Annotated in this window: 24 protein-coding genes and 2 pseudogenes; 12 read left to right on the top strand and 14 right to left on the bottom strand. The window is 54.4% G+C overall.

The window, feature by feature from the left end; translation table 11 throughout:
- The first annotated feature begins 142 nt into the window (after positions 1–142).
- Positions 143–1,858 (top strand): potassium-transporting ATPase subunit KdpA, encoded by a 1,716-nt coding sequence (gene kdpA / locus ACAW75_RS19715; RefSeq protein ID WP_370730465.1) that lies wholly within the window; start codon positions 143–145, stop codon positions 1,856–1,858.
- Here kdpA and ACAW75_RS19720 read toward each other — a convergent pair.
- Together ACAW75_RS19720 and ACAW75_RS19725 are read right to left on the bottom strand one after the other, a co-directional pair.
- Positions 1,845–2,114: pseudogene (locus tag ACAW75_RS19720) on the bottom strand (toxin-antitoxin system TumE family protein); the annotation flags it as partial. The gene kdpA and the pseudogene ACAW75_RS19720 overlap by 14 nt on opposite strands.
- A 76-nt stretch (positions 2,115–2,190) precedes the next feature.
- Complete coding sequence (locus tag ACAW75_RS19725) at positions 2,191–2,514, bottom strand: hypothetical protein (RefSeq protein WP_370730466.1); 324 nt, start codon at positions 2,512–2,514, stop codon at positions 2,191–2,193.
- Between the two features lie 2 nt (positions 2,515–2,516).
- Between ACAW75_RS19725 and kdpB the strand changes: the two genes are divergently transcribed.
- From kdpB to ACAW75_RS19755, 6 genes are all read left to right on the top strand, one after another.
- Positions 2,517–4,586 carry a potassium-transporting ATPase subunit KdpB gene (gene kdpB, locus ACAW75_RS19730; RefSeq protein ID WP_370730467.1) on the top strand — a complete coding sequence of 690 codons (2,070 nt, stop codon included), beginning with the start codon at positions 2,517–2,519 and terminating at the stop codon, positions 4,584–4,586.
- A 140-nt stretch (positions 4,587–4,726) separates the two neighbouring features.
- The gene (locus ACAW75_RS19735) at positions 4,727–5,290 is read left to right on the top strand and encodes a K(+)-transporting ATPase subunit C (RefSeq protein WP_370730468.1); all 564 of its coding nucleotides are present in this window, start codon (positions 4,727–4,729) and stop codon (positions 5,288–5,290) included.
- A 208-nt stretch (positions 5,291–5,498) separates the two neighbouring features.
- On the top strand, positions 5,499–6,665 hold the full coding sequence (locus tag ACAW75_RS19740) for a porin (protein ID WP_370730469.1): 1,167 nt from the start codon (positions 5,499–5,501) through the stop codon (positions 6,663–6,665).
- A 10-nt stretch (positions 6,666–6,675) separates the two neighbouring features.
- Complete coding sequence (locus ACAW75_RS19745) at positions 6,676–7,815, top strand: sensor protein KdpD (RefSeq protein ID WP_370730470.1); 1,140 nt, start codon at positions 6,676–6,678, stop codon at positions 7,813–7,815.
- A 113-nt stretch (positions 7,816–7,928) separates the two neighbouring features.
- Positions 7,929–9,686 carry a sensor histidine kinase gene (locus ACAW75_RS19750; RefSeq protein WP_370730471.1) on the top strand — a complete coding sequence of 586 codons (1,758 nt, stop codon included), beginning with the start codon at positions 7,929–7,931 and terminating at the stop codon, positions 9,684–9,686.
- A 42-nt stretch (positions 9,687–9,728) separates the two neighbouring features.
- A complete protein-coding gene (locus ACAW75_RS19755) occupies positions 9,729–10,298 on the top strand; it encodes a hypothetical protein (protein WP_370730472.1) in 570 nt (189 codons plus the stop codon).
- A gap of 103 nt (positions 10,299–10,401) precedes the next feature.
- On the opposite strand, the gene ACAW75_RS19760 is transcribed toward ACAW75_RS19755, so the two are convergent.
- From ACAW75_RS19760 to ACAW75_RS19800, 9 genes and pseudogenes are all read right to left on the bottom strand, one after another.
- On the bottom strand, positions 10,402–11,343 hold the full coding sequence (locus ACAW75_RS19760) for a cation diffusion facilitator family transporter (RefSeq protein WP_370730473.1): 942 nt from the start codon (positions 11,341–11,343) through the stop codon (positions 10,402–10,404).
- 69 nt (positions 11,344–11,412) lie between these two features.
- Positions 11,413–11,595, bottom strand: coding sequence for a macro domain-containing protein (locus tag ACAW75_RS19765; protein ID WP_370730603.1), 183 nt, complete (start codon positions 11,593–11,595; stop codon positions 11,413–11,415).
- Positions 11,525–11,949, bottom strand: a pseudogene (locus tag ACAW75_RS19770) (macro domain-containing protein). Before ACAW75_RS19770 ends, ACAW75_RS19765 begins: the two are co-directional and overlap by 71 nt.
- Positions 11,949–13,682 (bottom strand): hypothetical protein, encoded by a 1,734-nt coding sequence (locus ACAW75_RS19775; RefSeq protein ID WP_370730474.1) that lies wholly within the window; start codon positions 13,680–13,682, stop codon positions 11,949–11,951. The pseudogene ACAW75_RS19770 and the gene ACAW75_RS19775 overlap by 1 nt, the downstream one beginning before the upstream one ends.
- A gap of 42 nt (positions 13,683–13,724) precedes the next feature.
- On the bottom strand, positions 13,725–15,386 hold the full coding sequence (locus ACAW75_RS19780; RefSeq protein WP_370730475.1) for a S8 family serine peptidase: 1,662 nt from the start codon (positions 15,384–15,386) through the stop codon (positions 13,725–13,727).
- A complete protein-coding gene (locus ACAW75_RS19785; protein ID WP_370730476.1) occupies positions 15,373–16,065 on the bottom strand; it encodes a hypothetical protein in 693 nt (230 codons plus the stop codon). Before ACAW75_RS19785 ends, ACAW75_RS19780 begins: the two co-directional genes overlap by 14 nt.
- 82 nt (positions 16,066–16,147) lie before the next feature.
- Positions 16,148–16,804 carry a response regulator transcription factor gene (locus tag ACAW75_RS19790; protein ID WP_370730477.1) on the bottom strand — a complete coding sequence of 219 codons (657 nt, stop codon included), beginning with the start codon at positions 16,802–16,804 and terminating at the stop codon, positions 16,148–16,150.
- 4 nt (positions 16,805–16,808) lie between these two features.
- Positions 16,809–17,618, bottom strand: coding sequence for a sensor histidine kinase (locus ACAW75_RS19795; protein WP_370730478.1), 810 nt, complete (start codon positions 17,616–17,618; stop codon positions 16,809–16,811).
- 125 nt (positions 17,619–17,743) lie between these two features.
- Positions 17,744–18,070, bottom strand: a complete 327-nt coding sequence (locus ACAW75_RS19800) for a HesB/IscA family protein (RefSeq protein WP_370730479.1) — start codon at positions 18,068–18,070, stop codon at positions 17,744–17,746.
- Between the two features lie 151 nt (positions 18,071–18,221).
- Between ACAW75_RS19800 and mce the strand changes: the two genes are divergently transcribed.
- Positions 18,222–18,641: a methylmalonyl-CoA epimerase gene (gene mce / locus ACAW75_RS19805; protein ID WP_370730480.1), complete on the top strand. Its 420-nt coding sequence runs from the start codon at positions 18,222–18,224 to the stop codon at positions 18,639–18,641.
- 322 nt (positions 18,642–18,963) lie between these two features.
- On the opposite strand, the gene ACAW75_RS19810 is transcribed toward mce, so the two are convergent.
- The gene (locus ACAW75_RS19810; protein ID WP_370730481.1) at positions 18,964–19,623 is read right to left on the bottom strand and encodes an ABC transporter ATP-binding protein; all 660 of its coding nucleotides are present in this window, start codon (positions 19,621–19,623) and stop codon (positions 18,964–18,966) included.
- 226 nt (positions 19,624–19,849) lie between these two features.
- Positions 19,850–20,803 (bottom strand): DUF6807 domain-containing protein, encoded by a 954-nt coding sequence (locus ACAW75_RS19815; RefSeq protein WP_370730482.1) that lies wholly within the window; start codon positions 20,801–20,803, stop codon positions 19,850–19,852.
- A gap of 183 nt (positions 20,804–20,986) precedes the next feature.
- On the opposite strand from ACAW75_RS19815, the gene ACAW75_RS19820 reads away from it, so the two are divergent.
- Positions 20,987–21,715 (top strand): copper homeostasis protein CutC, encoded by a 729-nt coding sequence (locus ACAW75_RS19820; RefSeq protein ID WP_370730483.1) that lies wholly within the window; start codon positions 20,987–20,989, stop codon positions 21,713–21,715.
- A gap of 13 nt (positions 21,716–21,728) precedes the next feature.
- On the opposite strand, the gene ACAW75_RS19825 is transcribed toward ACAW75_RS19820, so the two are convergent.
- Positions 21,729–22,799 (bottom strand): serine hydrolase, encoded by a 1,071-nt coding sequence (locus tag ACAW75_RS19825; protein WP_370730484.1) that lies wholly within the window; start codon positions 22,797–22,799, stop codon positions 21,729–21,731.
- A gap of 272 nt (positions 22,800–23,071) precedes the next feature.
- Between ACAW75_RS19825 and ACAW75_RS19830 the strand changes: the two genes are divergently transcribed.
- The 3 genes from ACAW75_RS19830 to ACAW75_RS19840 all read left to right on the top strand — a co-directional run bounded on the left by ACAW75_RS19830 (position 23,072) and on the right by ACAW75_RS19840 (position 26,080).
- On the top strand, positions 23,072–23,599 hold the full coding sequence (locus tag ACAW75_RS19830) for a PspC domain-containing protein (RefSeq protein WP_370730485.1): 528 nt from the start codon (positions 23,072–23,074) through the stop codon (positions 23,597–23,599).
- 79 nt (positions 23,600–23,678) lie between these two features.
- Positions 23,679–24,731, top strand: a complete 1,053-nt coding sequence (locus ACAW75_RS19835; RefSeq protein WP_370730486.1) for a toast rack family protein — start codon at positions 23,679–23,681, stop codon at positions 24,729–24,731.
- A 191-nt stretch (positions 24,732–24,922) separates the two neighbouring features.
- On the top strand, positions 24,923–26,080 hold the full coding sequence (locus ACAW75_RS19840; protein ID WP_370730487.1) for a cysteine desulfurase family protein: 1,158 nt from the start codon (positions 24,923–24,925) through the stop codon (positions 26,078–26,080).
- Positions 26,081–26,392: the final 312 nt, after the last annotated feature.

Raw genomic sequence — 26,392 nt, forward strand, 5'->3', positions numbered from 1 at the left:
GAGTGAAAGAGTGGTCCGCTACCTATCGTCCGCTCTGGTCATTCGTTTTTGTCATCCCTCCTCCGTCGGGATGACAAAAAGCGCGCACTCACTCTTCATTCCAGTCACTGTTTCACTCAACATCTCTTTCACTCTTTATACTATGAATACTGAATTACTTGGTGTTCTGGCAACGTACCTGATCACCCTGCTACTGGCTATTCCGCTTGGAAAGGTCGTTGGCCGGATCTTCAGGGGCGAGCCCAACGCCCTCGACTTCATGGCCCCGCTGGAACGCTTCATCTTCCGAATCGGGGGTGTCGATCCCTCGCGTGACCTGACCTGGAAAGAGAACCTGGTGGCCCTGCTGACTATCAACGCCGTCTGGTTCGTCTACGCGTTTGTCCTGCTACTTTCGCAGGGAGGTCTGCCGCTGAACCCCGACGGCAACCCATCGATGACACCGGATCTGGCCTTCAACACGGCGATCAGCTTCATGGTCAACTGCGATTTGCAGCACTACTCGGGCGAGTCGGGGCTAACGTACCTGACCCAGCTTGGAGTGATCAACTTCCTGATGTTTGTTTCGGCGGCAACGGGCATTGCCGCGCTGGTGCTGGTAGTGCGGGCGTTCTTGCCCGAAAAAACGAATCTGTCGGGTAACTTCTACGTGTACTTTACCAGGGCAATCACACGCATTCTGTTGCCCGCTTCGCTTGTGGTGGCCACGGTTCTGGCCTTTAACGGGACCCCCGCCAGTTTCGACGGGAAAGATCAGTTCATCTCCATGCAGGGCGATACCGTCAACGTGTCGCGCGGACCAGCGGCGGGGCTGATTGCCATCAAGCACCTGGGTACCAACGGGGGCGGTTATTTCGGCGCCAATTCGGCGCACCCGCTCGAGAACCCAAACTACCTGACCAACATGGTTGAGTTGATTGGTCAGGTGATGTTGCCCATCGTCATGCTCTTCGCACTGGGCTACATGATCAATCGGAAACGGTTTTCGTGGATCGTGTTCGGGGTGATGACCAGCGGTTTTCTGCTGCTCGTGATCCCGACGCTGATCACTGAATTTCACGGTAACCCGGCTATGGCGCAACTCGGCGTGGTGCAGCCAACGGGAGCAATGGAAGGCAAAGAAGTCCGGTTTGGACCGCTGTCGTCGGCCTACTGGAGCATTGTCACCACCGTGATTTCAACGGGGTCGGTCAACTCCATGCACGACTCGTCGATGGCGTTGTCGGGCGCGATGCAACTGCTGGGCATGATGACCAACGCGTTCTATGGCGGTTGCGGCGTCGGTTTCCTGAACTACTATTACTACCTGATCATCGCCGTCTTCATCTCGGGCCTGATGGTGGGGCGCACGCCGGAGTTATTCGGCCGGAAAGTAGAAGCGCGGGAGATCAAGATTGCCTCGTTGGTGGCCCTGCTGAGCACCCTGCTGGTGAAAGGGGGTGTGGCCATCGCCGCCTGGATCACGGTCAACTACCCCGACGCCAACTGGACGGTGAAGCCATCGGCCTGGCTGAACAACCCCGGTTATCACGGCTTCACGGAGATGCTCTACGAATTCACCTCGGCCAACGCCAACAATGGCTCGGGCTTTGAAGGGCTGGGCGACAATAACTTCTTCTGGAATGTCAGCACGGGCCTGGTCCTGATCTTCGGGCGGTTCATTCCCATCATTGGTCCGGTAGCGATTGCCGGTCTGCTGGCCGACAAGAAGTTCGTACCGCAAAGCGCAGGTACGTTGCCCACCGATACACCCACGTTCGGTCTAATGACTTTCGCGGTCATCATCATCATCACGGCCCTGTCGTTTTTCCCCGCCCTGGCGCTGGGTCCACTGGCGGAGTATTTCAGCTTGAAATAAGTTGGGAAGCAATGAAGGTGAGCACTTTCTCCAGCGTCATTGGCTCTGAGGCGACCACGTTCTCTTCGGAACCCTGATGTTGGTGGTATGGAGAAGTGGGAAGAAAAACCGGATGAGCATTATCCCAGCGGTGAATAATCTGGTTATCGGCTGTTTGCCAGTGATAAGAGTAGTCGATCCAGCCAGAATTTAACACGTAGTTTTCTCTGACGAATAGCACCGACTGGTCAATAAAAGTAAGTTGGCCACGTACTGGTCTACTGTTGGGGTGTGAATTAGGTCAAGTGGGGTAGCGTCAACGATCAAGTGACTGAAAGAAACAAGATCGTGCTTCATGGCATGAGTCGTGAAAGCTGTTTCTCAATTTCTCTCATTGTAATCAGCTCAACACGCCAATCCATGCTGTCAAGTTCACGTTCGTACTGACCAACTTGGGTTAGCTCATTAAAGCGGAGATGAAACTCAACATAACTCATGCTGTACTTCTTCTCAAAGACCTCAATGCGTTCGTTGCAGGCTTTGAGTTCGTGCAGAAGTTCTTCCTGCATCTTCTTGATCGCATAATCTGTGCTGGACGAGTAGCCTGCTTTCTGAAAAATCTGCTCGATGGAAACCTGCTCAACAGTCATAACAAAACCTTTTTTTAAAGATAACAAAAATGGCAAAGCAACAATCCCCGTCCTTGTTCCAGGGTGAACTGGTTGGGGCCGCAATAAAACAGTCCTTTACGAAGCTGAATCCGGCTATGCTGATCAAGAACCCGGTCATGTTTACGGTCGAAATCGGTACGCTGATCATGCTGGCCGTGACCATCTACATCGCCATCTCGGGCGATCAAACACAGGGTACACTGGCCTACAACAGCGTGATCACGGCCATTCTGCTGCTCACGGTACTGTTTGCCAACTTCGCCGAGGCCATTGCCGAAGCGCGTGGTAAAGCCCAGGCCGAATCGCTCCGGAAAACACGGCAGGAAACGCCCGCCAAAGTGATTCGGGAAGTGGGCGAAATGACCCTCAATGAGGTGCAGCTGATCTCATCGGCCCAACTCAAAAAAGGCGACATTTTCCTGTGCGAACCCGGCGACATCATCCCCTCTGATGGCGAAATCATCGAAGGCCTGGCCACCATCGACGAGTCGGCCATTACGGGCGAATCGGCCCCGGTGATTCGGGAAGCGGGCGGCGATAAATCGTCGGTGACGGGGGGGACTAAAGTGTTGTCCGACAAGATCAAGGTGCGCGTGACTACCCAGCCCGGCGAATCGTTTCTCGATAAGATGATCGCGCTGGTGGAAGGGGCATCGCGGCAGAAAACGCCGAACGAGATTGCCCTGACGATTCTGCTGGCGGGCTTTACGCTCATCTTCATCATTGTCTGCGTGGCCCTGAAACCCTTCGCCGATTACGCCAATACGCCCATCACCATTGCGGCGCTGATCTCGCTGTTCGTCTGCCTCATTCCAACGACCATTGGCGGGTTGCTGTCGGCCATCGGTATTGCGGGAATGGACCGTGCCCTGCGCGCCAACGTCATTGCCAAGTCGGGCCGGGCCGTTGAAACGGCGGGCGATATCGACACGCTGCTGCTCGACAAAACGGGCACGATCACGATTGGTAACCGCAAAGCCACCCACTTCTATGCCGCACCGGGTATTGATCAGGCCGAGATGATCCGGGCGTCGGCGCTGAGTTCACTGGCCGACGAAACACCCGAAGGCAAGTCGATTGTGGAACTGGCCGGCACTGACGTAACGCGGAACCTGAGCACCAGCGGAGCAACGATGATCAAGTTCACCGCCGAAACACGTTCATCGGGTATCAATATGCCTGATGCGGCGCGGGATGGTGGCTCGCTGCGGATTCGCAAAGGGGCCGTGGATTCGATTCGGACTATCGTGACGAAGGCAGGAAATCTGTTCCCGTCAGAAACGGAGCAGAAAGCGAAAGAGATTGCCGGTAATGGCGGCACACCGCTGGTCGTAACGGAAAATGAGCGGGTGATGGGTGTCGTAGAATTGCAGGACATCATTAAACCCGGCATTGCCGAACGGTTCGACCGCCTGCGTAAGATGGGCGTAAAAACGGTGATGGTCACTGGTGATAACCCGCTGACGGCCAAGTTTATCGCCGAAAAAGCGGGCGTCGATGATTTTATTGCCGAGGCCAAGCCGGAAGACAAGATGCAGTATATCCGTACCGAGCAGACCGGCGGCAAACTGGTGGCCATGATGGGCGACGGGACCAACGACGCCCCCGCCCTGGCGCAGGCCGATGTGGGCGTGGCCATGAACTCGGGTACGCAGGCCGCCAAAGAAGCGGGCAACATGGTCGATCTGGACAATGACCCAACGAAGCTGATCGAAGTGGTGGAGATCGGTAAGCAGCTCCTCATCACACGGGGTACGTTAACGACCTTCTCCATTGCCAACGACGTGGCCAAGTATTTCGCCATTGTACCCGCGCTGTTTGTCGGTAGCATACCGGCTCTGCAAGCGATCAATGTCATGAAACTGCACAGCCCCGAATCGGCGATCCTATCGGCGGTGATCTTCAACGCGATCATCATTCCGATGCTGATTCCGCTGGCCCTTCGCGGAGTTGATTACAAGCCCATCGGGGCGTCGGCACTGCTGCGTCGCAACCTGTTTATCTACGGTTTCGGCGGGCTGGTTGCCCCCTTCATCGGGATTAAACTACTTGATTTAATAGTGGGACTATTTGTTTAAAAATCACCCCACCCCCGGCCCCTACCCTGAAAACAGGGGAGAGGAGCGATGCGCTGCTGATTGGCTACGCCAATTACTGGGCCGAGCATCCCCCTCCCCTGAAAACAGGGGAGGGGCTAGGGGTGGGGTAAACCAACAACATGAAAAATCACATTGCTCCAGCCATCCGGTTAACGGTGGCTATGCTTATCCTGACCTCCGTTATTTATCCGCTGGTGGTGGCAGGCATCGCTAAACTGGCTCCGGGCGGAGGGGCTGGCGAAACCGTTACGGTAAACGGCAAAGTAGTTGGCTACGCCCGAATTGGCCAGAAATTCACCGAAGACCGGTATGTCAACTCACGTCCGTCGGCGGTCGATTACAACGCGGCTGGTTCGGCGGGCTCGAATAAAGGACCGTCGAACCCCGATTACCTGAAAACGGTGCAGGCACGTATTGATACGTTCCTGGTGCATAACCCGGGTGTGCAGAAGGCCGACATCCCGGCTGAACTCGTTACGGCCTCGGGCTCGGGGCTTGATCCTGACCTGTCGCCAGCCGCAGCCAGAATCCAGGTGGCCCGCATCGCTAAAGTGCGCGGCATCACAGCCGACCGTCTGAACCAACTGATCGACGAACAAACGAAAGGGCCGTTGTTGGGGCTGTTTGGTCCATCAACAGTGAACGTATTAGCACTCAACGTGGCACTTGACACGCTTAAATGAAGTGGGTTGTAGGTGATTACCCGCGTTTGGATTTGCGGTGTATGGCTTTTGCTGTAGGCCCTGAGCGGAACGGTCCGCCGCTGCGGTCGAAGCGGCAGCCGCGCCGGGCCTACAGCAAAAGCCATACAGCCAGAAATTACTGGTCACTAATCAGTAAGCTGTCTGTTCGAGTGCAACAAGATACCGGCCTGATAAACAGGCCACTACCATGAAAAAAAGTACACTTTTCTCAACAACAATCGCCGTAGCACTGACAACAACGTACCTGGATGGTACTGCCCAAACTACTGACACTACGGCTACGTCAGCGCCAGCCCAGGCCCAAACGCAAGCCTCGCCTACTTCGGGACTAACCGTTTCCGGGTACGTTGAGGCGTATTATTCACATGACTTCACGGCTCCGAAAACCGCGCAGGAACGGCCCGGGTTTTTGTACAATCATCGGCGTAACCGGGAGGTGAACATCAATCTGGCGTTTGTGAAAGCAGCCTATACCAGCGACCGGGTGCGGGGCAATCTGGCCTTGCAGGTGGGTAACTACGCGCAATACAATTACGCCGCCGAGCCGACGCTGGTGCAGAACATCTTCGAGGCCAACGCCGGGGTGAAGCTGTCGAAAAACCGCGATCTCTGGCTCGATGCGGGTATTTTCCCGTCGCACATCGGCTTTGAAAGCGCCATCTCGAAAGACTGCTGGACGTTGACCCGGAGCCTGCTGGCCGAGAACTCACCCTATTACCTGTCGGGCGCCAAAGTGACGTACAACTCGCCCAACGGCCAATGGACCGTGCTGGGATCGGTGCTCAACGGTTGGCAGCGGATCAAAAAGCTGGACGGTTACAGCGGCCCATCCATCAGTACACAGATACAGTACCGGCCATCATCGAAGCTGACCCTCAACTGGAGCAGCTTCCTGGGCAGCGACCGCCCCGACTCGCTGAAACAGGGCCGGTTCTTCAATAACTTCTACGCCATTATCAATCCGGCTGGGCGCTTCGGTGTCATTCTCGGCTTCGATATTGGGGCCGACCGGAAACCGGTTATCCGCACTGGGTCAGACCAGCGCGTGGGCACTGGTAGCTACGCCTGGTATTCGCCCGTTGTGATTGCCCGCTACAAAACGTCAGACCGGAGTTACCTGAATGGGCGCGTGGACTATTATGACGATCCTAACGGCGTGATCATCAGCACAGGTACGTTGAACGGTTTCAAAACCATCGGTTATTCGCTGGGCTATGACTACGCTATTCTTCCGACTGCGCTGTTCCGCCTGGAAGGGAAAGTGTACGATAGTAAAGACGCTATTTTCAACGCTATAGCCGGTCAGGTACGGTCGAACACGTCGCTGACGACCAGTTTGGCCATTTCGTTTTAAAAAGACCTTCATGAACCCCAACGACCAAAACCGCGACGGCGGACCGGCCGAACGCTTCCTGAATCTCATCCGCGAGTCGCGGCGGGGGAAATTCAAGGTATATATTGGCATGAGTGCGGGCGTGGGCAAATCGTACCGGATGTTGCAGGAAGCACACAGCCTGTTACGCAACAGCGTTGACGTGAAAATTGGGTTTATCGAAACGCACCGCCGGGCTGAAACGGAAGCGCTGGTGGCTGGTCTACCGGTTATTCCGCGGCGAACGCTGTTTTACAAAGGCCGCGAGTTGGAGGAAATGGATGTACAGGCTATTATCAACCTGCATCCCGAACTGGTGATTGTCGATGAGTTGGCCCACACGAATATTCCCGGTTCGAAAAACGAGAAACGCTGGCAGGACGTCATCGACATTCTGGACGTGGGGATCAATGTTATTTCGGCGGTCAATATTCAGCATATCGAAAGCCTGTATGACGAGGTGCACGCCATTACGGGCATCGACGTAACGGAACGCGTGCCGGATCGGGTGTTGCAGATTGCCGATGAGGTGGTGAACATCGACCTGACCGCCGATGAGCTGATCACCCGGTTGCGGGAAGGGAAAATCTATGACCAGGCGAAAGTACAGACGGCGCTGGCCAACTTTTTTCAGGCCGATAAGATTCTGCAACTCCGTGAGTTGGCGCTGAAAGAAGTGGCTGGCCAGGTGGAACGGAAAGTAGATTTGAGCCTGCCATTGGCGGGAAATTCGCGGCATGAACGGTTTATGGCGTCCATCAGTAGCAATCCGGAAATTGCCCGGCGGGTCATTCGCAAAACAGCCCGGCTGGCCAGTTATTACAATTCCCGCTGGTATGTGCTGTATGTGCAAACGCCTGCCGAAAGTCCCGAGCGAATTAAGCTGGACCTTCAGCGGCATTTGATCAATAACCTGAAATTAGCCACCGAACTGGGGGCCGAGGTCATTCAGTCGAAGGGACGAAACATCGTAGATTGCATTATGGAAGAAGTTGAGCACCGAAACGTGACGACGGTCTGCATCGGCAAGCCCCACCTGAGCCTGATTCAGATTATTCTGCGCACCAATGCCTTCAACCGCCTGCTCAACAAACTCTCCGACTCCGACGTCGATCTGATTATTCTCTCTTAAAAGCAGTTTACTGTTTGCGGTCTTCTGTTTTCCGTTGCGGTGCTTAGGCACATATTGTTAGCTGGCAGCGCAACAGAAGACCGCAAACAGTAAACTGCAAACGTATTGTTTCCATGAACCTTCAATCCAAGATATTCCTCGCGCTGGCGTTTCTGTTCGCCATTATTCTGCTGATGGGCGGGTTGGGAGGTTATTACCTAAACCAGCTGGCCAACGATTCACAGGCTATTTTGCAGGATAACTATGTGTCGTTCGAGTACTCGAGCCGGATGCAACGGGCCCTGCCCCGGTTACCTGAGCCAGAGGCCGTTGCCGATTTTGAGCGCAATCTGAAAAAACAGGAAGGCAACATCACGGAAGTTGGCGAAGCTGAAGCGACGGCCACCCTGCGGCGGGAATTTGATCAGTATAGAAAGGGATCAGCCGATGAAGCAACCAGGCAGCGAATGCTGCAAACGCTGTTTCAGCTGGACGACATTAACGGGCAGGCGATGGTGCGGAAGAACGAAATTGCCAAGCAAACCGCCGATGATGCGCTGGTCTGGCTGGCGGTGGTGGGTACGGTTTGCTTCCTGATCGTGTTATCGTTCACCATTAACTTCCCGGCCTACATTGCCCGCCCCCTTCGCGAACTGACGCAGGGGATCAAGCAGGTGACGAATCGCAATTTCGAGGAGCGGTTGCATGTACAGTCGAGCGATGAGTTTGGCGAGCTGGCCCGGTCGTTCAACCGAATGGCCGAAAAGCTCGACGAGTACGAACACTCCAACCTGGCCCGAATCCTGTTCGAGAAAAAACGCATCGAAACGCTGATTCAAGTCATGTCGGATGGCATCGTGGGGCTCGATCAGAACCGGTATATCCTCTTTGTGAATCAGGTAGCCAGCCGGTTGCTGGGCCTGAGCGAGGCGGAACTACTGGGAAAATACGCCCCCGATATTGCAGCGGCCAATGATCTGATGCGAACGCTGATTCAGGACGTGATGCCGCCGCTGCAACGTACCCGGAACGCGCAGAACGATGCAGGCGCCTCAGGACTGCTTAAAATTTACGATGGTGACAAGGAAAGCTATTTCTCCCGCCAGACCCAACCGGTAGATATTGTTCGTACCGGCGATGAGCAGGCCGTTCGCGCCGGGTACGTGATCGTGCTGAAAAACGTGACCTCCTACAAAGAACTCGATCTGGCTAAAACGAACTTTATCGCCACGGTGTCGCACGAACTGAAAACGCCGATTTCAAGTATCAAGATGAGCCTTAAACTGCTTGATGATCAGCGAATTGGCGGGTTGAATGACGAGCAGAAAGAACTCATTGCGAACGTGCGCGACGACGCCGACCGATTGCTGGCCATTACGGGCGAGTTGCTGAATATGGCGCAGGTAGAGTCGGGGCAGATTCAGCTCAACTTGCAGCCTGTAGCCCCCGCCGATATTGTCAGCTACGCCGTGAATGCGCTGCGGGTATCGGCATCCCAGCGGCAGATCAGGTTGCAGGTCACGTTGCCCGCCGTGTTGCCGCAGGTACGTACCGACCCCGATAAAGCGTCGTGGGTACTGGTCAATTTCCTGTCGAACGCCGTGCGTCATTCACCCGATGAGGGCCAGATCGAGGTGTCGGCGAAAGCTGGTAAACAGGGTGTTGAGTTCCGGGTACGTGACCATGGGGCAGGTATTCGTCCCGAACACCGCGACCGGGTCTTCGATCGTTATTTCCGGGCACCGGGGTCAAACGGGCAGGCCAGCGGTACAGGGTTGGGGCTGGCTATTTCGAGCGAATTTATCCAGAGCATGAACGGCCAGATCGGGTTGGATACCCGCGTTACCGACGGCGCGGCGTTCTGGTTCACGCTGCCGGTGGAAGCTAGTTAAGTTGCTGGCAACCTGCTACCTTGCCCGCCTAAACACACGATTATGAAACGCACGTTATTCGCTGCCATTTGCCTGCTGCCTGCCTTTACACAACAGCCTGCAACGACTAAAAACGATACCTGGGGCAAGGCTCCCGACGCACGGGACGATCGCTATTCAAACCCCAAAAGCGCCTTGTATGCTGGCCCAGACGGGTGGTACAACTACGGCGAAGTACGGGCAACGGTCGATAACGCAGCCAAAACGGCCTATGCTTACAAAGGTGGTTTTCAGTTAACGATGCACACCTTCACGGCGGTTGAACCGAGTAAGAACCGGTTGATGACGCTGGATTTCGGCACCGACACACCCGCCGTGGGGACGTATCAAGTGAGCAAAAAGGCTAATCCCGCTCAGAAAAAAGTGGAATTGTCGTTTTCCGATATCACTAAAAGTGAAATCCGGGACTGGAAAGGCAATGACGGGGCCGGAACAATCACCGTCTCGACAGTCAATAGATTCCTGTACGTGAAATACCGCAACGTGACGCTTCAGCCTGATGGTATTCGCCAGGCCGACGATTTGAAGAAACCGATGACGATCGGTTTTGAAGGAGCCATTGCCCCGGAGTGAGTAATGTATGCTGTTTTGCTTCGCACGTATTGCTTCGCGCCGCTGCGGGGCCATGCGTCAGCCACACCAGCGCGAAGCAATCTTGCCTGAGCCAAGGCATCCATTAGGAAGCCAGCACTTCACTTTGCGGTTTTGCCAGCAAAGCAGGATCTTCGCCGGGTTCGATAAACAGTTGTTTAACGATCGGAAACGCCTGCTGAACAGTTTCCCGAATCCGAATGATCGCCTGATTGATATCCGTTGTCGATAGATCATTATTGAAATCGACCACCAGCATCAGGATCACCTCTTCGGGGCCCATGTAGATGGATGGCGACCGCAGTACCCGCACAACGGCTTTATCCTGTTCCACCGTGGTCAGTATCTGCTGTAACTTCTCTGCCTCTACGCTTTCGCCCATGAGCAGGCCCCGACTCTCGCGGGCCAGCACCACCGAAACGGCCGTCAGAATCAGGCCAATGAGGATCGAAGCGGCCCCGTCGAAGTAGGGGTTGTTTAATTCATGGCCTAGAAATACGCCCAGGAAAGCCACGATCAATCCCAGCACGTCGGCGGCATCTTCAAACAGAACCACAAAGGTAGATGGGTCTTTGCTCCGTTTCACCGCCGCCCAGAACGGTTGACTGCCCCGCTGCCGGTTAAACTCTCTCAATGCCGTGATGAACGAGAAGCCATCGAGTGCAAACGCGATACCCAGCACGATATAGTTCCACTTCGGGTCTTTGATGATCTCCGGGTGCTGTAAATGCGTGATGCCTTCGTAAAAGGACACGCCGCCACCCACGCCGAAGATCAGAATAGAGACAATGAACGCCCAGAAATAGAGCTCCCGGCCATAGCCAAATGGCCGCCGTTCGTCGGCGGGTTTTTTACTGCGCTTAATCCCTAATAACAGCAGTACTTCGTTCAGCGAGTCGACCAGGGAATGGATCCCTTCCGAGATCATGGCCGAACTACCCGTTACGCTGGCAGCAATGAATTTGGTAATGGCAATGGCAATATTGGCCAGTAAAGCGCTGTAAATCGGTGTTTTAGAGGCAGGCATAGGTTGAGTAGCTTACGCATAAACCAACGGCCATCGGCTGGCAAATGTTTAGCTCGGCCACCCCGCCCGCTACACCAACGTACCCAGCGCCTGTTCATACAGCGCCAAATTGGCCGCGTCGAAGCAGACAAACAGGAGTCGTTCGAAGCCCGGGTTCGCTTGCAGGAAATCCATGACCGTCTCAATGGCTGCCTGCACAGGCCCCCGCTTTCGGATAGCCGTACATGCCCGTGCTGATAGTGGGAAAGGCAATGGTTTTTAGGCCGTGCTGACTGGCTACTTCCAGCCATCTGCGGTAGCAACTGGCCAGCAGGGCAGGTTTGCCTCTGGTGCCGCCATTCCAGGCCGGGCCAACCGTATGAATAACGTACCTAGGCGGTAGCCTTTGGTGATCTTGGCGTCGCCCGTTTTGCAGCCGTGTAACAAACGACATTCATGTACCAGTTCGGGGCCCGCCGCCCGATGAATGGCCCCATCTACGCCGCCGCCCCCCAGCAAACTGCTATTGGCGGCCTTCACGATCGCATCAACGGCCACCGTGGTGATGTCGCCTTCAAGAAGCACCATCGATACGTTGGCGTGATGGCATTCGTAGGTACGTTCCATTAGGGAGTGGCTGATTGCGCGGGCGTTTTGTAAACGTAATAAGCGCCACCATGCGATGGTTGATCGAACGAGGCAACACGCGGATAGGGAAGCTGCTCGTGCGTGATCAGGTACGTATAGCGCCCCTTCACAAAATCGGCAAAGGCGGCGTTCTGCTCAACAAAGTAGTTGACGAAGCCGGTAGCAGGTGAAAAATAAAACAAGTCGGCGTACCGATTCGGCGGTGTGTACTGCGCCTGAATCTGTCGTTGTAAAATGGCGAGCCGCTCGTCTTCCGATAAGGAGGTTCGGAGGGCAACGGGCAGCGTGGTGGCGATGGCTCCGCCAAACTGACGATTGTACTTCAGTTGGGTCAGCGTCTGATCCTGAATGGCCGTCAGTTCGCGGAGCAGCGCCTGTTTGCTGCGTGGCGTTACATTATCAAAATCTGCTTCGATCAGAACGGGCGTATTGGCGGGAAGCGTTTTCAGAAAATCGGCCGCCTGCCAGAAGGTCGAGGGGCGCAGTAGATCAGCTTCCAGCAGGATACTTTCAGCTACGTGCGATAGGGCCAGCAATCCCGCCAGCCCATACAATACCCAGCGTCGGCGCGTAACCTGAAAGAGTCCGTAGCCTGCGTAGGCCAGCAGAAACAGGCCCATCGTTCGCAAGGGGAGTGTGTGGGTAATGTAGATTGTCGACGAATGGAAGATCGAAAGGGTTAGCAGGGCCAGGTTCCCGACCAGTAACGCCGCCATGCCCTTATTCGGATACCAGCGCCAGAAGGCAACGGCACCAACAGGCAGCAGCGCCAACTGCCAGACCGTAGGCGCGGGCAAAACCATGCTGCTGATATAATCCCAGTTGAAAAAGGACGTCTGGGTGCCGCTTACTTTCATAAGCATGCCGCCTGCAAAGGCTTTCAGCAACACGAACGAGTCGGTCCAGATGAAAGGCATTGTGAGCAGCACAAACAGGAGGAACGTACCTAACACACCGAGCACCCGTAGCCAGCTCCAGCCCATACGGAACAGTAGGCCTCCCAGCAGGAAAGGAAAGGTAAAGACGAACAACAACCGATTGCTGATCAGCAAGGCAATCAACAGCAGAACCGTAGCCGGTTGCCGCCAGGAACGGGCCGGAAACTCACCAAACAGAATGAGCAGGCTGGCTACCGCGAACAAGGCATAGCTTAACCCTTCGGGCCGAATGACCGGCGTGCTGGTGAGTACATCGTACTGTATGCATAAAATGAGGACGAGGGGCAACCGCAACACGGGTGGCAGGAGCGATGTGCCCGCCCGGTGAACGATCCGAACGCACCAGGTCAGCAGCCCGCCAACCAAGAGAATCTGAACGATGCGCCCCGCCACAATGAGGGGAACCCGGTCGAGCAGGTACGTATAGGCCGTTTTGTCGACCACCTCGAATACACCAACCGCCGATAAGCTACCCGAAGCGGCCGCGCCAACCAGGTTGATTAAACACTGCCCCAAGGCCAGCAGGTAGAACACGAGTACCATTGGAATGCCCGGCCAGTCGAGGCAGCGTGGTGTGGCGCCAAAGAGCATGAACACGCCCGAATCGGCAATAAACTGCTCGTCGGTAGTGAAGTAACCGCCATCGGGTGGGTGTACGAAACTGATCCAGAGTGCGAAACTGATGGCCAGCCCGACGATCAGGTAACTCCACCGAATAGAAGGCAGTGAATCTGTAGTGACCAACAAACGGGAAGAGGGGGGCGAAGAAAGCATTGCGACGGTTAATGACTGACAATCGCTACAAACTTACCGCTTCTACCGTTTCAACAGGCGAACTGTTCGTTTATGGTTTGGGGCTTCGATAGATAGTAGGTAGACACCATGCTGTAAATCAGGGATTTGTGGCTGTAGCGTCCCGTTTTGAGTCGTTGTGTAGGTACGAAGAAAAACCGCCCGGCCAGCCAGATCGGTCAGGCGAAGCGTAACGGGCTGGGTCAATTCGTTATCGGTCAGCGTTACCGTCAGCTGGTCTGAACCGGTAAACGGATTTGGAAAAACAGCCAGTGTCTGCTGGGCATTGGCCAGCCCACCAGCCCGCTCGAAGTTTGGAATGCCGTAACCATATTGACTATCGGGTCGGTTGGCCTGCGAGCCCGACTGACGTAGCAGGTTCCGTACCTGAACAGCCGAGAGTGTTGGATAGGCCTGCCAGAAACCGGTCGCCAGCGCGGCAACCAGCGGTCCTGAAAAGGAGGTACCATTGCCGGTAGTAATACTGCCTGCCGACGTACCTATCGTTGTGCCCTGCCCCAGCGCCACCAGATCGGGTTTTAGCCGGCCATCGGGCGTTGGGCCTACTGAACTGAACCGGGCCAGGGTGCTAGTTCGGTCAACGGCCCCGATGCTTAGTACACCCGGCGAGTCGGCGGGCGCACCAATGTACCGCCAGGCGCTGTTGCCTTCATTTCCGGCCGAAACAACGACTACCATGCCCGCGTCGGCGGCCCAGGTGGCGGCCCGGCTAACCAGCGTTTTGGTGCCCGTCAGGTCTGTATACGTGTGGTTGTCAGCCGGGTTGTCGAAGGTGGTATAGCCCAGTGATGAGTTAATAATGTCGGCGCCGGTGCTATCCGCATATTCAGCGCCAAACAACCAGTAGGCCTCTTCAACGGGGTTTTCAGTTGCCGCTACTTCAGTCCGCAGTAAGACGTAACTCGCTTTGTAGGCAGGGCCGTAGAACTGATTGGGCGCCTCGGCCGCCATTAAAGACAAGACATTCAGGCCGTGTTCATCATCATCATACACGTCGGTTTCCCGATCGGCAAAGTCGTAGGTGGCCAGCACGCGGCTTTCGGCGAAAAGCGTACTCAGAAAGCTGACCCGGTTAGCGCGCAAAAAACCCGCATCAAGAAGGGCAACCAGCATGTTCTCGCCGTGATAGCCCTGGTCGTGCATCTTGTCGACGCCCAGTTGCCGTAATTGAAAATCGGCCTGTCCGTAGGCCGGAGTCGTTGCCAACTGCCCGAATTTACTGGCCTGGTGGCCCATACGCTGCTGATCGGCGGTGGCCAGCCGGGCATTATTCAGCACCCGACCCGTTTCCAGTCCCTGTACGTAGGGCAGTGCCAATAGCGTAGGCAACTGTGCCGCAGTTGCTTCAACCAGGGCTGCATTGAGCCACCGCGATGTGTAGAGCACGTTTGCCCCCGCTTGCCGTACTCCCTGTACATAGGCCGACGAAACGGGTAAATCGCGAGCCGTGATGGCAATTTGCTGCCGTTGCCGACGAGCCACAGACCGCGCCGACAGAAACTGCTCGGGTTGATCAGTGCGGAACGCCGTACCTGCTTTGTCGCGGAACAAGAGCAAATATCGGCCAATACGCTGTGCCTGCGCTATGCCTGGCGTGACAAGGCAAACCACGAGCATTATCAGAAAAGCCGCAACACGTAGTTGGGCGCTATTATTCCATGCCATAACTCGCTATCCGAACGTACCTGCGCACGCCAAAATCGATCTGTGCCTTGCCTACGCAGGATGGACTCGACGAGCAAAACTGAAGTTGTACCGTTTCTTTGTACACGAGCCCTACCTGCCGGGCATACACCTCAATTCGTTTATCTTGTGAAACAAGGGTTGAGTCGTTTTGTTGAATCACCGTGGCTGTTTCGGCAAACGATTGGTTACCGACCGAATACGGCTGGTTCACTGACCGAAGTTCGTAGATGTCTTCCTGAAACTGGTTGAACTGGTTGCCATTCCACCGGCTACGCTCAGCGATTGGAAAGCTTAATTTGACAAAATCGGATCCATTTTCGGTGCGAATGGCCATGCGGCTATCAACACGAGCCGTCCAGAGCGAGTCGGTTTGCCAGGGCGCCTGCGCGTTGGCCCGGCGAAAGCGCTGCAGCCGAAAAGCGGGTTGGCCGGTTACGTCGGTATAGCTGGCCCCAACGGTCTCCTTCAACAGATAGGTGCTCGTTGTGGGGGCGGCAGTGAGGGAAAATCGCTGCTCGGTGACGTCGTAAATAACGTACCTGCCTGTTGCCAGCGGTGCAAAATCAAGACCGGGACTGGCCGGGGGCGTGTCTGACGAAGTGCAGGCCAGGAGCAGTAACCAGCAAAAAGAAACCAGCAGGGAAGACAGGCGATACATGAATGAAACGGCGGAGCAGGGGGAGCGTTCACAAAGGTCAGCCATTCAGCCGCTATTTGCAATGCCTGGCCCCATCAGTTGGTTATACCAGCCCGTTTTTAAAGGCGTAGGCCACCATCCCAGCGGTGTTCTTGGTGCCCGTTTTCTCCAGGATGCGCAGACGATGCCCTTCCACCGTTCGGGGACTCAGGAAAATCTTATCGCTGATTTCGGCCGTCGACATGCCTTCGCAGATCAGTTTCAGTACTTCTTTCTCGCGTTCAGACAGCAGTATCTTACTGTTATACAAGGTCGACTGTTTCACCACAGTGGTCTTGTTGGTCATCTTGCGAAGCATGGCTCGCGATACGAATTCATTGAGGTAGACCCCTTCATCGATCACTTTCCGGATAGCCCGTTCGACCTCATCGGGGTCCGAATCTTTCAGCAGATAACCGCTGACCCCTTTTTCGAGCAGATGCAACACCATCCGGTCTTCATCGTGCATAGTCAGCACGATGATCTTGATCAGCGGGTAGTTTTCGCGGAGATAATCAGCCGTGGCCGTACCATCAAGTATGGGCATCTGTAGATCGAGCAGTACCACGTCGGGAACCCGCCGGGGAATCTTATCAATAAATTCCTGCCCATTGCTGGCTTCCAGCACCAGTTCAAAATCGGCTACCTGCCCTAAAATGGAGGCAATACCACGCCGAAACAGGTTGTGATCGTCTACAAGCGCTAATTTGATCTTTGCCATTGGTTTACGCCATTGCCGGAATGGCTTCTTCGGGAGTAGCCGTATGAAGGCGGGTTTGTACGTGAATCCGGGAGCCCCTTCCCGGCGCTACATCAAAGGTAACATGCCCATCCACTACCGACAGGCGACTTTCAATATTTCGTAGCCCTAAGCCGCTTCGGCGGTCTTTCACTGCCTCATCGTAGTCGAAACCCTTGCCATTGTCGAGTACCGACATCCGCACCGAGTCATCGAGATACACAAATTGTATTTCCACCTGCGTAGCACCAGCGTGCTTGATGGCGTTGTTTATCAGTTCCTGGGCTATGCGGTAGAACATCAGTTCCTGGGCCTGAGAGATGTGTTCCAGGGAGTTAGGCGATTCAAGTAACACCATAACGTCGGGCCCACTGGCCTTTTCGGTGAGTTCCTCAATGGCTGCCAATAAGCCAAAGCGTTCGAGTGTTGTGGGGACTAGATCCCGGCTGATTCGACGCACATTGCTCATCGTCTCATCGAGCAACGAACGTGTTTTTTGGACCTGAAGGCTACTCTCTGGTGTATCGTTTAGTTTCCGCTCTAACTGGTTGAGGCTCAACTTGGTTACGGAGAGCATCGTACCAATTTCATCGTGAAGGTCACGGGCAAGGCGGCGGCGCTCCACTTCCTGCCCGTTAAACGTCGCTTCCATTAGCTCTTTACGATAGGCTTCGCGTAACTCGTTCAACGCCAGTTGGTGACGAACCTGCCGGTTTTGATAAAATGCCACGAAGAGAATGATGAACATGGTCATCATCAGCAACATGGCCGAGCCAACAGCTATGTATAACTTCATGTATGGATCCAAAGCCGATAAAGTCGTTAGTAGCCCGCTAAAAATAAATGACCGCCCAACGTATTACAACTGTTCGGGCGGTCACTTCACGTAAATGGTATGAAAATCAATGTAAACGGTCCTGTCTACACAGCGAAACTTTCGCCGCAACCGCAGGTACGCGAGGCGTTGGGATTTTTAAACTGGAATCCTTTACCGTTCAGGCCGTCTGAGAAATCGAGCTCCGTACCAGCCAGATACAGTAAACTCTTGCGGTCTACGTAAATTTTGATCCCTTTGTCTTCCACAATATGATCGGTAGGCTGTTGAGCCGTGTCGAACTGAAGATCATACATCAGCCCCGAGCACCCGCCACCCTGTACCGCCACCCGAATGGCAAAGTCGTCGGTGAGTCCGTCTTTCCGGCGCAGTTCAACAATCTTATCTTTGGCTTGTTCTGTTACCGTTACCATGGCGTCTGTGCGTAATAGCTGTAGAGATGTCTGCGGAACAAGGACAATGCATCGTTCCTTTTACCAAAAACGGTCTGTGCTTCATGAAAAGTTCATAATAGCCTTGCCGAGACCATGATTCACCAAAACCTTACTTTACTTACTACTGAAGATGTTTACCAATGTAGAACATATCGGGATTGCCGTTCGTGACCTGGCGGCGTCCAATGCCCTGTTTACCAGCCTATTCGATACGCAGCCTTACAAGTCAGAAGAAGTAGCTTCGGAAGGCGTATTAACCTCGTTTTTTAGGTTTAACGGAGAGAGCGGGCAAGCAAAAATTGAGCTGTTGGTGCCTACTCGCCCCGACAGCCCGATTGCCACGTATCTGGAAAAACGGGGGGAAGGCATTCATCATCTGGCGTTTGAAGTAGCTGACATCGAGGCAGAAATGGCACGCCTGAAAGCAGAAGGATTCACGCTGTTGAACGAAACACCAAAACGGGGTGCTGACAACAAGTTAGTGTGCTTTCTACATCCGAAAACAACCAATGGGGTCTTGATAGAATTATGTCAGGAATTGCCCGAATAGGCATTGCAAGGAGCCAAATTGCTCAACTCAGGGGCAAACAAAAAAGCCAAGCGAGATTCCCCCTTGGCTTTCTGATTTACTCAACGTTATGAAAAACTTTTCTTTTCGATACAAGTATAAAGCAGAAATCTCATAAATCAGTTCAGGCGTCAATAAAAATTTTCTGCGATTCAGTTAAACAATTAATTATCAGGCTACTACTTGCACATTAAAATTTTAAAAGCAAGCATATTAAATAGGAGATTACACTTAGTGTAACCGGTATGTCTTAGGCATGTATACTTAAAAAGAGGCGTGGAAATACTACTGAGTAAGTAGAGTGTTATAGAACGACCTGTCCATCGCGTAAAGTAATTGTCCGGTCGGCCAGGGCAGCCAGTGGCTCGTTGTGCGTGACGATGATAAACGTCTGACCGAACTCATCACGAAGGTCAAAGAAGAGTTGATGAAGTTCTTCGGCGTTGCGTGAGTCGAGGTTGCCGCTGGGCTCATCGGCAAAAACAACGGCCGGTTGGTTGATAAGCGCCCGCGCTACAGCTACTCGCTGTTGCTCACCACCCGACAACTGGGACGGAAAATGACTTTGCCGATTGCTCAACCCTAACTTAGCCAGCAACTGCTCGGCCCGCTGCCGCACCGCCCGCTCGTCGCGGTTGGCAATGAATCCCGGAATCGAAACGTTTTCGATGGCTGTAAACTCGGGCAACAGGTTATGAAACTGAAAGATGAACCCTATTTTCTGATTACGAAATTTGGCCAGTTGCGTATCGTTCAGCGAGAAAACATCCTGATCGGCCAGCGTAACAGAACCGGAATCGGGCCGATCGAGGGTGCCCAGTATATGAAGGAGTGTGCTTTTCCCCGCGCCGGAAGCCCCGACGATTGAGACTACTTCGCCCGCCGCAACCGACAGGCTCACTTCATTCAAGACCGGTAATGGCCCGTAGGCACGACGTAAGTTGGAGGCGATTAACAGCGACATCACTACAAAAATAGTACAGGATGTCTGTAGTATGCGGATTAAATGGATTTGACCGATTTGCGCGAATGATGATGGTACTCGGATTCTGGGAGTAGACGGACTAACGCGGGTTTTGGAATTAAAGCGGAGTTGCGCAGGCTACTGGCTACGAACGCGTAAACGTTAATCCGTTAAAATCCAGAGCCGTGTCAATCCGTTTACTTTCCAAAATCCGCGTACCACTGGCTTACTTCGCAAAGGCTGCGGCTTCCTTGTTCAGCGTCTGGTCTGATGCTGCCGATGGGGTGATCAGAACGCGGTGCCGGAACGTGACCGACTGCCCGGCTTTCAGGGTATAGTTCATCGGAGCATCCTTGCCGCTCGACAGCACACTGGGGGCTAATGGGTTCGCCGCAAACAGGCCGTAGCCCCGCGCATGCCAGTACGTTGGGTAGCCGGGGTTGGTTGGGTGATCAATGATCGTGACGGCCACCGGTTCATTGTTGGGCAACGTACCTGTAAGCGTAACCCAGGGGGCGCGGGTGCCCCAGACGGCATCGCCCTCAATGCCTACGGCGCTGTGGTACTTACCCGTTACGCCTTCGTTGTCGAGTTTGGGTACAGCGGTGGTTTTTCCTGAAGCATCGGTAAAAAGATCAGGCTTGGTAGATGGATGTTCCAGTTGGCGAGCAACGCGTAATCCCAGCATACCCTCTTTGTTATCTTTAAACACGACGTCGCCAGCAACGGCCTTAAGCGTAGTCTGCCGGTCGATGCGGCGGGTGGCACCGTCGGCCGAGAAGGTGAATTGGGTTGTTTCGTGCAGCATGGGCTTGCCATTCCGATCCTGCCAGTCGGCTTCAACAGTTAATTCGGCGTGGTCACCGGCTTCATTCAAGCGGGCGATGTTGGTATTGACAATGGTACCGTACATGCCTTTGGGGTCAACCGCCGATGAATTATTCCAGAGGTCGTAGCCATTGACATCACCATAATTGAACCATAACCCCACGTGATGCGGATGGTCGATGCGCTCACCCGGACGTGGGTCCATGGGCCAGCCCCGCGTGATGGGGTTTCCGGTAGCGGTAAGAATCGGGTACAAGACCGGTTTTTTCAGCACGTCCGGGCCAGGGTAGATGTAGGCCGTAAAGAGCTGTCCGTCTACAAATACGGCTACCCGGCCGGTTTCCCTTTTCAAGGTAACACGTTGTTTTTTGGGCGGTGTGGCGGCTACGAAAAGTATCAGAAGCGAAGCGAGGCAAAGACTTGACAGACGCATTGATTTAGGTTGGTTATTTGTATCCATAGAAACCGAAAATAGGGTGTCTTCTACTACCAAAGCACTTGACACCTGACACCTGCCACCTGAAACTTGCCACCTATGCTAATCGAAGTATGTGCGTATTCTGTTGACGACTGCCTGGCAGCGCAACAAGCCGGTGCTAGCCGGATTGAACTTTGTACGGCTCGTGCCGAAGGGGGCTTGACGCCCAGTCTGGGGCTAATTCGGCAGGCGCGGGCGGCTACACTATTGCCTATATTCGTGATGATCCGGCCACGGGGCGGTGACTTTGTTTATTCTGCGTCGGAGCTGGCCGTGATGGAGGCTGATATTGACGTGGCCCGTCTGGCCGGTGCCGATGGGGTGGTACTGGGTACGTTACTACCCGATGGGCAGGTAGATCGCGAAACGACGCGCCGTCTGGTGAAGTACGCCCATCCATTACCCGTCACCTTTCACCGTGCCTTCGACCTGACCAATGATGCACAGGAAGCACTCGAAACGCTGGTCGACCTGGGGATAGCCACCATCTTGACATCGGGACAACAGCCCCGGGCTATTGATGCGCTGCCTCTATTGGAAGCACTTGCCAGCCAGGCCAGGGGCCGCATAACCATTATGGCCGGTTCTGGTGTGAATGGGCACAATGCAGCCCAACTGGCCAGAACAGGCGTAACGGCTCTGCACCTGAGCGGGAGCGTAACGACTGAAAGCCCGATGCAGTTTCGCCGGGGGAACGTACCTATGGCCGGCAGCGTACCCGGCGAATACGAACGCTTTCAGAGCAGTGAAATGGCCATTCGTGCGGTGGTAGAAGGCGTTTCGTAGCGGGCACCACCCACTACTTCAACAGCGCGGTTGCCAGTGCGGCCGACTGTGCTTTGCCGATACAGCGAATAGTGGTAGTGTTCAACTCCTTACTCAGCCTATCGAATTCCGAAGGAGTGAGGTTATTGAAAAAGACAGCGGCCGAAATATGATTGCCCTTTATCGTTTCAGCGTAAAACGCGTTCGTCAGCACAAAGGCCGTTGAGCCACCTTTCATGCCCAGGTGTTTGTACACGCTCCTGTTGTCGGGATTAACCGCAAAGGGCCATTCCATGATCGAGTCGAGGATGGTCTGTAGGGCGGGCGTAAAGTAGGTGCGTGAACTGATCTTCTGCATCACCGAGGCATATTCACGTACCGTTGAGGCCGGCAGCCGGTCTGACCATACCTTTTGCAACGCCATATCGGGGAAAAGGAACGTCTGTTTGAATGCACCATCCTTATCCTGCTTCAGGCGGTTATGAATGGTCTGACAACGGACTGCGTAAGCGTTTGCCGATAGCTTCCGGGTCTCATTGACTGTCTCCGCCGACTTGGCTGGCGGTACGGAGTAGAGAAAGAGCGCCGACACGATCGGGTAAATGGGGTCGTGGTTGGGTAGGTTCAGCTTCTTCAGGTTTGCATTCACCGCATCAGGGCCCAGCCTGTCGAGTAAATACTCGGTGTTGGCGTTTGAGCTGAACTGAATCATGCCTTTGGCTACGTCGAGCAGAGTCACGGTTTCATGCTGAACCAGGTTGTGGTGCGTAAGCCATTGTTTCCAGCCCGGATGCGCCCCGCCATCAGTGCCGGGAAGGTAGTAGCGATCAAGATCTGCCAGCGGAACACGTTCATTGGGATCGATGGTACCGTCGGCAGCCTGCCGGGCAAACTCAATGGCGATGATCGTTTTCACCGCGCTCGCCAGCGGCATTTTCTGATCGGGTCGCTGGCTGATTAGCACGGTGTCGTTCCGAATGAGGTAGATCGCAGCGCGGGTTGGGTTGGTTCGTATGAAGTCGACCACCACATCGGCGGCGGGTGTCTGGGCGTATCCCAGGTACGTTGTCAACAGCAGCAGGGAACTGAGAAAGAATGAGCGCATACGTCAAGTAAATGGCGACCACCATAAGTCGACCTCATAAATAACGTACCCGGGTTGCTTTTTACAAAGGATCTGGCACAGGATGACCAGATAAACCCATTTTAAGCAGATCAGGTAGCAGCCAGCCATCCATTACCCGCTACTATGTATTGCCAACTAACGTTGAAAAAGGCCCTTCATCAAAACCGGTATCCGTTCTTACCAACTCCATTTGCCGTTTGTCACAGACCCGGTACGTTTGACATGTACTTCAACAGAAGACACCTACTGACATGGAAAAACGTTTGGAACGATACCTCGACGAAGCACAGATCGGGGGCGTAGCGGCCGGACTGGCCCATTACTTCAACATAGATCGGACGCTGATCCGGGTACTTTTCGTAGCAGGCATTTTTGTGCCATCGGCACCTGCGCTCATTCTGTATATTATCTTGTGGATTGTGCTGCCCGAACGCCGTTTTGGGCTAACACCACAAACGCAATCAACCGTCTTCTCAAATCCTGCTTTTTCTATGTCGTCACCCGACCAAAAACGTAATGGCAACCTCATTGGTGGTGCCGTTCTGATTATCATCGGCGTTTTCGCCCTGCTCGAACGCTACACAGACATCGATTTCAGCGATGTGTGGCCACTGCTCCTGATCGGCGGCGGTGCCTGGCTGATTCTGCGTGATCGTGATCGTACGATCAATCATTCGTCGGCTAGTTATCTGGATAGCGACCCAACGCCGCCAGTTACCCCGCCAACTCCACCGTCGAACGATCCGTACGATCCAAACCGGCCAATCAATCAGGTATAATGGCGTAGGGCTGTGGGCTCGGGGCTGGGGTGGTTGACACTCCACGCCCGATGCCTGCTTCCCCAAGCTCCCTCCCCTCATGAAATCACATCGCAATCTTTTCTGGGGCCTCACCTGCATCACGCTTGGCGTGTTGTTTCTGGCCCGCAACTGGAACCTGTTTCCAATGCCCGACTGGTACTTCGTGCGTACACTCTGGCCCGTTCTGCTCATTCTGGGTGGTATTGCACTCATACTCCGAAATACCACGCCTTTGATGTCGGTGGTGGCTACGGGTATCCTGGCGGTTGCCTTACCATTCTGGCTGTTCAGCTACATGGGCCGTCACCATCGGTATCGGGAAGGACGCGATCTGTCTATGCGTTTCGACCCGCCGTTGCCCCCCAGCCCGCCCGATGCCCCCAATCCACCATCGATGAACATGGATTTTGATGATGACGATGAGGATGATAACGACGACGACCATGACCGAAACGACCGGCACCTGAAAGCCGGCACGTTCATGGAAGATATGCCCACCCCCGCACCCGCCGAAGCCCGGTTTGTATTGGAAGGGGGCGCGGCTAAGTTCAGGATGGATGAGACGACACCGAAGCTGATCGATGCCCGCACCAAAGCGATCAACCTCTACAGCATGAGTATTGACCGGAATGCAGGGCAGCCCACCGTGCGCCTGTCGCCTGCCAAGGGGAGCGATGGAAACATAAGCCTGTTCGACAATGATGGCGATTCTGACTTTGGCGAGGTGGTCGTCAAGCTGAACGAGGGACCGGTTTGGGATATGCAGATGGACTTCGGTGCCGGCGCTGCCGATTTCGACCTGACCCGCTACGCGGTGAAAACGCTGAAAGTAGAAGCCGGCGCCGCGAGCCTCGACCTCCGTCTGGGCGACAAAGCGGCCCAATCAGACGTGAAAATTTCGTCGGGCATGGCGTCGGTGAAGATCCGGGTACCAAAGTCGGTAGGTGTTAAAATCACGACGGATGGTGGCCTCAACTCGACCGAGATCGATGATGATTTCGACAAAGTGGGAGGAAGCACGTACCTGAGCCCGAACTATAACGCATCGACCAAGAAGATTACGATCCGCTACGACGGCGGCCTATCGAGCCTCAACGTGTCCCGCTATTAAATGTTGACTGGGTATGCGGATGATTACGAGTACGCGGATGTAAGGAATTAAACGGATGGGCGTGGATTTAGATTTAACCGGATTTTGTTGCTACGCTAGCGTCAGCCATCATCCGCGCAGATCCAGATCTGCGCCCATCCGTTTAATTCCTTAAATCCGCGTACTCGTAATCATTCGCATACCCAGTCAACATGAAGTATCCGATCTACCTGGACTATAACGCCACAACACCCGTTGATCAGCGGGTGCTCGACGTGCTGTTGCCCTACCTGACCACACACTTTGGCAACGCGGCTTCACGAACCCATGTGTTTGGCCTGAAAGCGGAAGAAGCTGTGGCCCAGGCGCGCAGGCAGGTAGCCGCCCTGCTTGGTGCGTTGCCTACTGAATTAGTGTTCACGAGTGGGGCCACCGAGTCGATCAATCTGGCGCTGAAAGGCGTATTTGAGGCAACTAGCCACCGGGGGCATCACCTCATTACCGTGGCCACCGAGCACAAAGCCGGGCTGGATACATGCCTGCATCTGGAACAACTAGGCGCAGAGGTAACGTACCTGACGCCTGACACAGAGGGACTTGTTTCTCCCGAACAGGTCGAAGCAGCCATTCGGCCAGGTACGTTGCTGGTGTCGGTGATGCTGGCCAATAATGAAACGGGCGTTATTCAGCCCATTGCCGAGATTGCTGCGCTGGCGAAGCAACACAACATACTGGTTCATACAGACGCAACGCAGGCCGTGGGTAAACTACCCATCAACCTCGCCCAGCTACCCGTTGACCTGCTTAGCTTTTCGGGTCATAAAGTATACGCGCCCAAGGGGATTGGTGCGTTGTTCGTTCGGCAAAAAACGCCGCTCATTGCCCAACAGGACGGTGGACGCCATGAACGGGCCCGCCGCTCGGGTACGTTGAACGTACCTGGCATTGTGGCGTTGGGCAAAGCCGCTGAACTGGCCGGAGCCTTACTGGCCGACGAAGCCATACGTATCGCTGACCTCCGTAATAGGTTGGAAGCAGGTATTCTGGCCCATATTCCCGACACGCAGGTGAACGGTAATCAGCGTCACCGGCTGCCCAATACTGCCAATCTGGCCTTTGCTAACGTAGACGGTGAAGCACTGTTGATGAGCCTCAATGAAATTGCCGTGTCGAATGGCTCAGCCTGCACGGCCGCGTCAACAGATCCATCGCACGTGCTAACAGCAATGGGCTTATCAGACGAACTGGCCTATAGTTCGGTGCGCTTCAGTCTTGGCCGGTTCACTACTGAATCGGATATCGATCAGGCTATTGGTCATGTTGTAGGGGTCGTTAATCAACTACGCCATGTTGTTCGAATGGACCGTTAAGCAGTGGTCAGCGCATCCGTTTTTCACGTTATTGACACGTGAATTAGTCTGTAAAGAATGCCACCTCTTTTTTACGAAAGAAAGCAGTAATGAGTTTAGGATTGATTCGCAACTGAGCTAACTGAACGATCACCGCTTTAGCCAGCTGTTCTAAGTTGATAAAGGCTTGGTTTTTTAGGCTTCGCTTCAGCTGGCTCCAGAGTAATTCGACCGGATTTAACCGCGGCGGCGGACCGCTCTGGATTATAGGCTGGTAAGCGTTCTAAATGGACTCGGCCTGCTCGCCGGCTAAGCCATTCTTTAACAACTTGA

Origin of the sequence: Fibrella arboris (assembly GCF_041321095.1) — a bacterium.
Lineage (GTDB): Bacteria > Bacteroidota > Bacteroidia > Cytophagales > Spirosomataceae > Fibrella > Fibrella arboris.

Bases quoted from the DNA above. Each gene is read 5' to 3' on its own strand.
- kdpA (WP_370730465.1), top strand. From the start codon at position 143: ATGAATACTGAATTACTTGGTGTTCTGGCAACGTACCTGATCACCCTG.
- kdpB (WP_370730467.1), top strand. From the start codon at position 2,517: ATGGCAAAGCAACAATCCCCGTCCTTGTTCCAGGGTGAACTGGTTGGG.
- ACAW75_RS19735 (WP_370730468.1), top strand. From the start codon at position 4,727: ATGAAAAATCACATTGCTCCAGCCATCCGGTTAACGGTGGCTATGCTT.
- ACAW75_RS19740 (WP_370730469.1), top strand. From the start codon at position 5,499: ATGAAAAAAAGTACACTTTTCTCAACAACAATCGCCGTAGCACTGACA.
- ACAW75_RS19745 (WP_370730470.1), top strand. From the start codon at position 6,676: ATGAACCCCAACGACCAAAACCGCGACGGCGGACCGGCCGAACGCTTC.
- ACAW75_RS19750 (WP_370730471.1), top strand. From the start codon at position 7,929: ATGAACCTTCAATCCAAGATATTCCTCGCGCTGGCGTTTCTGTTCGCC.
- ACAW75_RS19755 (WP_370730472.1), top strand. From the start codon at position 9,729: ATGAAACGCACGTTATTCGCTGCCATTTGCCTGCTGCCTGCCTTTACA.
- ACAW75_RS19760 (WP_370730473.1), bottom strand. From the start codon at position 11,343: ATGCCTGCCTCTAAAACACCGATTTACAGCGCTTTACTGGCCAATATT.
- ACAW75_RS19775 (WP_370730474.1), bottom strand. From the start codon at position 13,682: ATGCTTTCTTCGCCCCCCTCTTCCCGTTTGTTGGTCACTACAGATTCA.
- ACAW75_RS19780 (WP_370730475.1), bottom strand. From the start codon at position 15,386: ATGGCATGGAATAATAGCGCCCAACTACGTGTTGCGGCTTTTCTGATA.
- ACAW75_RS19785 (WP_370730476.1), bottom strand. From the start codon at position 16,065: ATGTATCGCCTGTCTTCCCTGCTGGTTTCTTTTTGCTGGTTACTGCTC.
- ACAW75_RS19790 (WP_370730477.1), bottom strand. From the start codon at position 16,804: ATGGCAAAGATCAAATTAGCGCTTGTAGACGATCACAACCTGTTTCGG.
- ACAW75_RS19795 (WP_370730478.1), bottom strand. From the start codon at position 17,618: ATGAAGTTATACATAGCTGTTGGCTCGGCCATGTTGCTGATGATGACC.
- ACAW75_RS19800 (WP_370730479.1), bottom strand. From the start codon at position 18,070: ATGGTAACGGTAACAGAACAAGCCAAAGATAAGATTGTTGAACTGCGC.
- mce (WP_370730480.1), top strand. From the start codon at position 18,222: ATGTTTACCAATGTAGAACATATCGGGATTGCCGTTCGTGACCTGGCG.
- ACAW75_RS19810 (WP_370730481.1), bottom strand. From the start codon at position 19,623: ATGTCGCTGTTAATCGCCTCCAACTTACGTCGTGCCTACGGGCCATTA.
- ACAW75_RS19820 (WP_370730483.1), top strand. From the start codon at position 20,987: ATGCTAATCGAAGTATGTGCGTATTCTGTTGACGACTGCCTGGCAGCG.
- ACAW75_RS19825 (WP_370730484.1), bottom strand. From the start codon at position 22,799: ATGCGCTCATTCTTTCTCAGTTCCCTGCTGCTGTTGACAACGTACCTG.
- ACAW75_RS19830 (WP_370730485.1), top strand. From the start codon at position 23,072: ATGGAAAAACGTTTGGAACGATACCTCGACGAAGCACAGATCGGGGGC.
- ACAW75_RS19835 (WP_370730486.1), top strand. From the start codon at position 23,679: ATGAAATCACATCGCAATCTTTTCTGGGGCCTCACCTGCATCACGCTT.
- ACAW75_RS19840 (WP_370730487.1), top strand. From the start codon at position 24,923: ATGAAGTATCCGATCTACCTGGACTATAACGCCACAACACCCGTTGAT.